3 protein-coding genes are annotated in these 5,221 nt (G+C 72.5%); 2 read left to right on the top strand and 1 reads right to left on the bottom strand.

The genetic code is table 11. The annotated features are described in order from the left end of the window. A partial coding sequence (locus tag ABD437_RS42845; RefSeq protein ID WP_344654754.1) for a PP2C family protein-serine/threonine phosphatase occupies positions 1 to 1,207 on the top strand: 1,207 nt, incomplete at its 5' end. Here ABD437_RS42845 and ABD437_RS42840 read toward each other — a convergent pair. After that, positions 1,204 to 3,522: a SpoIIE family protein phosphatase gene (locus tag ABD437_RS42840; protein WP_344654753.1), complete on the bottom strand. Its 2,319-nt coding sequence runs from the start codon at positions 3,520 to 3,522 to the stop codon at positions 1,204 to 1,206. The genes ABD437_RS42845 and ABD437_RS42840 overlap by 4 nt on opposite strands. A gap of 490 nt (positions 3,523 to 4,012) precedes the next feature. Here ABD437_RS42840 and ABD437_RS42835 point away from each other — a divergent pair. Further along, positions 4,013 to 5,221: HAMP domain-containing protein (locus ABD437_RS42835; protein WP_344654752.1), on the top strand; the 1,209-nt coding region annotated here is incomplete at its 3' end.

The raw sequence follows: 5,221 nt of genomic DNA, 5'->3' as shown, positions 1-5,221 counted from the left end.
CGGAGTTCCCGTCGCCACGGTGACGATCGTGGACGAAGACCGGATCTGGTTCAAGGCCACGCACGGCGTCGAAGTCACTGAGATAGGCCGTGACCCGGGACTATGCGCATCTGCAATTCTCGCCGACGGGCCGGTCTCGATCGAGGACGCGACCCTCGACCCGGTCGCGTTCAACAATCCGCTCGTCCGGGGCGACTTCGGGCTGCGGTTCTACGCGGCCGCGCCGATCACGACCAGCGACGGGTACCACCTCGGCACGGTGAACGTGATCGACCGGAAACCGCGCTCGACCACCCCGGAGGAACTGCAGACGCTCGCCGACCTGGCCTCGATCGTCGTCGACGAACTCGAGCTGCGGCTGGCCGCGCTGCGCGAGGTGCGGCTCGAGCGGCGTCGCCGGGAGGAGGTGCAGAAGTCCAAGGCCCAGGTGGAGGAAGTGGCCCGGACGCTGCAGCAGACGCTGCTGCCGCCGCGGATGCCGCAGGTGCCGGGGATGGAGCTCTCGGCGTTCTACCACGCGGCTCCGCTGCAGGAGGTCGGCGGCGACTTCTACGACGTGTTCCCGCTCGGCGGGCGGCGGTGGGCGATCTCGATCGGTGACGTCTCCGGCAAGGGCGTGCAGGCCGCGGCGCTCACGTCGCTGGCCCGGTACGCACTGCGCGGCGCGGCGATCCAGACGTCGGACCCGTCGCTGGTGATGGCCGCGCTGAACGAGACGATCGTCGCCGACCAGGCCGCGCAGGACGTGCCGCGGTACTGCACGGCGGTGTTCTGCGTGGTGGAGCAGACCGAGAGCGGCTCGGCGCAGGTGCGGCTGGCCAACGGTGGCCACCCGCCGGCCGTGGTGTGCCGGGCCGACGGCAGCATCGAGCGGCTCACCGACTCCGGTCCGATGCTCGGCTGGCTGCCCGACAGCCGCTACCCGACCCTCGAGACGCTGCTCGGCCCGGGCGACGGGCTGCTGTTCTACACCGACGGCATCACCGACGCCCGGCGCTACGGTCAGCGCTTCGGCGAGGGGCGCCTGGCCGCCGCGCTGGCCGACCGTCCCCACAACAACGCGAAGTCGCTCGTTCGCTGGGTGCGCAACCTGATGAACGAGTTCGACCCGCCCGGCTACGACGACGTCGCGGTGATCAGCGTCAGCGTCGAGCCCGTCCACGTGACCGAACGCCAGCTCACCGGCGTCTGGGCGGCCGGAGACTAGGGCGCCGCCCGCAACGCCAGAATTGCCAGATCGTCGCGGAGGGGGCCGTCGCCGAAGTCGGTGGCGGCGGTCCGAAGGCCGGCGGCGATGTCGGCGGCGGACAGGCCGCTGCTGTGCGAGAGCACCTCCAGCACGCCCTCCTCACCGAACTGCGCGTCACCGCGGCGGCGCTCGGTGACCCCGTCGGTGTAGAACACGAGCGCGTCGCCGGGCCCGAGGTCCACCGAGACCTCCTCGACCTCGATGTGGTCGGTCAACCCGGCCGCCATCCCGCCGACGCCGACCGGCTCGGCGCCGCCCCGGGCCCGCACCGCGATCGGCGACGGATGCCCGGCCAGGCAGAGCCGCACCCGCAGCCCACCCTCGCGACGCTCGGCGAACGCGGCCGCCACCGTGCAGAACACGGTCTGCCCATCGATCGGCCCGCCGCCCTCGCGCACCAGGCTCGCCTCCTCGACGAGCGCCCGGTTCAGCGCGGCCAGCGCGTACGGCAGGTCCCGGCCTTCGCGCGCCAGCGTGCGCAGCACGTCACGCACCATGCCGGTGACCGACGCGGCCTGCGGGCCCTTGCCGCAGACGTCACCGATCGCGAGCAGCCAGCGCTCCTCCCCGAGCGGCAGCACGTCGTAGAAGTCACCGCCGACCTCGTTCGACGCACCGGCCGGCCGGTACTGCGCGGCGAACTCCATGCCGTCGGCGACCGGCAACGACGCCGGGAGCAGCGCGCTCTGCAGCGCCTCGGCCACCGAGTCGCGCTCGGAGTAGAGCCGGGCGTTGTCGACCGAGAGCGCGGCCCGCCGGGCCAGGTCGACCGCGATCGCGACCTCCTCGGACGTGTGCCTGCGCCCCGGCGGGTCCCCGATCGACATCGTGCCGACGACCTCGCGCCGGGCCGTGAGCGGCAGCACCAGCCCGGAGAGCGGGCCGGTGAGCGGCGTCGCGGCGTGGGTGACGGTCGCCGCCCGGATCCGCTCGCGCAGCACGGCACCGTCGGGCGCCAGGAACGCGTCCTCCAGCTCCGGGACGCCCCGCTCGTCGTTGTGCACGGCGACCACGAGCTCCGGGTCGCCGGCGTCGTCGAGGGTGTGGATCACGCACCATTCGCCCAGCCGCGGCACGCACAGCTGGGCCACCAGCGCGAGCGTCAGGTCGACGTCGAGCGAGGAGGCGAGCAGCTCGCTGGCGTCGGCGAGGAACGCCAGGTCGCCTCGGCGGGTCTGCTCGGTGTCACGCAGCCGGGCCGCGTCCAGGCTGACCGCCAGCCGTTCCGCGGCGAGCAGCGCGAACACCGCGTCGGCCGAGCGGAACAGGCTGCCGGGCGGCATGCCCAGCTCCAGCCGCCCGCGGATCGGCGGGCTGGACGGGAGCGCGACCGAGAGCGCGACGCCCGCCCCGGCGTCGGCGAGCGCCTGGGTGGGCGGCAGCAGGTCGGCGTTGCGTGGGCGGGGCGGGTCGTCGGGCCAGAGCCGCACCGGCGGGTCGATCGGCTCCTCGGTGATGCCCACCGACGCCAACGCCCGGACCCCGGAGCCCTCGTCCACCCAGAGGATGCCGAACGACGCACCGGTGACCTCACCGACCCGGTAGAGGATCTCCTGGGCCAACTCGGTCGAGTCGAGCTCGTGGACGACGCGGTCGGTGAGGTAGGTCAGCCAGCCGGCGGCCTCGGCGGCCGGCACGACCGCGGCCGCGCGGCCCGCGACCGGACGGCGCACCTGCTTCGGGGGCACCACGGGTTCGTTCGTCTTCACGACGACGCCACCGGCGCCCACGGCCCCGTTGCGGCGCCCACGGATCTTCCGGCTCAGGCCCTCGCGGCGCAGGCCCCACCGCGGCTCGGCGGGCTCCGGCGGCTCGACGACCGGGTCCGGCGTCGCGGTGGCGGGCGGGCCGGAGCCCGCGCGGGTCACGACCGGGTCGTCGACGTCGAGGCGGAACCAGACCGACTTGCCGCTGCGACCGTAGGCGACCCCCCACTCGGAGGCGAGCGAGTCGACCAGGTGCAGACCGCGGCCGCCCTCGGCCAGCATCGGCGGCGGGAGCGAGGGGCCGAGCACGGCCCGGCTGCCGTCGGTGACCCGCACGGTGATGCCGGCGGCGTCGCCGACGACCTCGATGTGCATCGCGGTGCCGGCGTGGACGACCGCGTTGGTCGCGAGCTCGGTGGTGAGCAGCGCCACCTCGTCGGAGAGCGCGGCGAGCCCGCACTCCTCCACGACGTCACGCGCCAGGGCCCGGGCCAGTGCCGGTGACCGGGCGTCGCCCGGTAGCGGCGCGCGGCGGCTGACCACCACGGACCCCACCGAAGAATTCATCTGATGACCCATCTGCTGGCTCACCTCGCGCCGCTCGTCCTGCGCCGCCTCACTGTCCCCGTCAGCAGGTGCTTCCCGCCGGTGGCACCGTCGCCACCGGGCGGCACGCACGCCGCCGAACTGCTCCCCCGCCCGGGACAGCTCGACCAGGTCGAACTCGAGGGAGGACTCACCCTGTTCGGGAAGTCCCGGACAGACCCTAGCGTCCGGGGGCCAACCGCTGCAGAGTCCAGCACGATTTCGGTAGTTGTCCGACACTGTTCAGCACACGCCACAAACCAAGCCGAGAAGGCTACCGAACCGGATCGGACGCTCCACGGTGCGTGATACGCAAAGATGGAGAGGTCCACGCGCATCGAGAACCTGCGCTGTTCGGACATCCGGCGAGATGAGGCACACGATGACGACAGCTGAACGGGGCAGGCGGTCCCGCCGTCCCGAAGAGCTCGGGTCAGCGCCCGCCGACAACGGCGGGGCTCAGAACGGCACGATGCTCGCTGAACGCCCAGCGATCGTCCGTGAGCTGACCGCCGCGCTGGAGCTGCTCCAAAAGGGCGACTTCAGTGTGCGGCTCCCCCGGCGCGACGGTGAGGACGCCGAGCTCTCGGAGCTCTTCAACGACGTCGCGACCCGGATGGACCAACGCAATCGCGAGTTCGAACGGGTCAGCCGCGTCGTCGGCCGGGACGGGCGGATGACCGAGCGGGTCGACGAGTCGATCGGCCGGGGCGACTGGGCCAACGGCGCCCAGGCGATCAACTCGCTCATCGACGACCTGGCCCGCCCCACCACCGAGGTGGCCCGGGTCATCGACGCGGTGGCCCGCGGCGACCTGACCCAGCAGATGGCGCTGGAGATCGCGGGCCAGCCGCTCAAGGGTGAGTTCCTACGCATCGGCACCACCGTGAACCGCATGGTCGACCAGCTCTCGTCGTTCGCCGACGAAGTGACCCGGGTGGCCCGCGAGGTGGGCACCGAAGGCAAGCTCGGCGGCCAGGCCCAGGTCCGCGGGGTGTCCGGGGTCTGGCGCGAGCTCACCGACAACGTGAACTCGATGGCCGGGAACCTCACCGGCCAGGTGCGCAACATCGCCCAGGTCACCACCGCCGTCGCCCGTGGTGACCTGACCCAGAAGATCACCGTGGACGCCCGCGGCGAGATCCTGGAAGTGAAGAGCACGGTCAACACGATGGTGGACCAGCTCTCCGCGTTCGCCGACGAGGTCACCCGGGTGGCCCGCGAGGTGGGCACCGAGGGCAAGCTCGGCGGCCAGGCGCACGTCCGCGGCGTCTCCGGGACGTGGAAAGAGCTGACCGAGAACGTCAACCAGCTCGCGCAGAACCTGACCGGCCAGGTGCGCAACATCGCGCAGGTCACCACCGCGGTGGCCAAGGGCGACCTGACCCAGAAAATCACCGTCGACGCCCGCGGCGAGATCCTCGAGCTGAAGGACACCGTCAACACGATGGTGGACCAGCTGAGCTCGTTCGCCGACGAGGTCACCCGCGTCGCCGGTGAGGTGGGCACCGAGGGCAAGCTGGGCGGCCAGGCCAAGGTCCGCGGCGTCTCGGGCACCTGGCAGGAGCTCACGAACAACGTGAACCAGCTGGCCGGCAACCTCACCGGCCAGGTGCGCAACATCGCCCAGGTCACCACCGCCGTCGCTCGCGGTGACCTCACGCAGAAGATCACCGTCGAC

The organism is Cryptosporangium japonicum, assembly GCF_039524755.1.
Lineage (GTDB): Bacteria > Actinomycetota > Actinomycetes > Mycobacteriales > Cryptosporangiaceae > Cryptosporangium > Cryptosporangium japonicum.
This window is presented reverse-complemented; position numbering and strand designations above follow the sequence as displayed.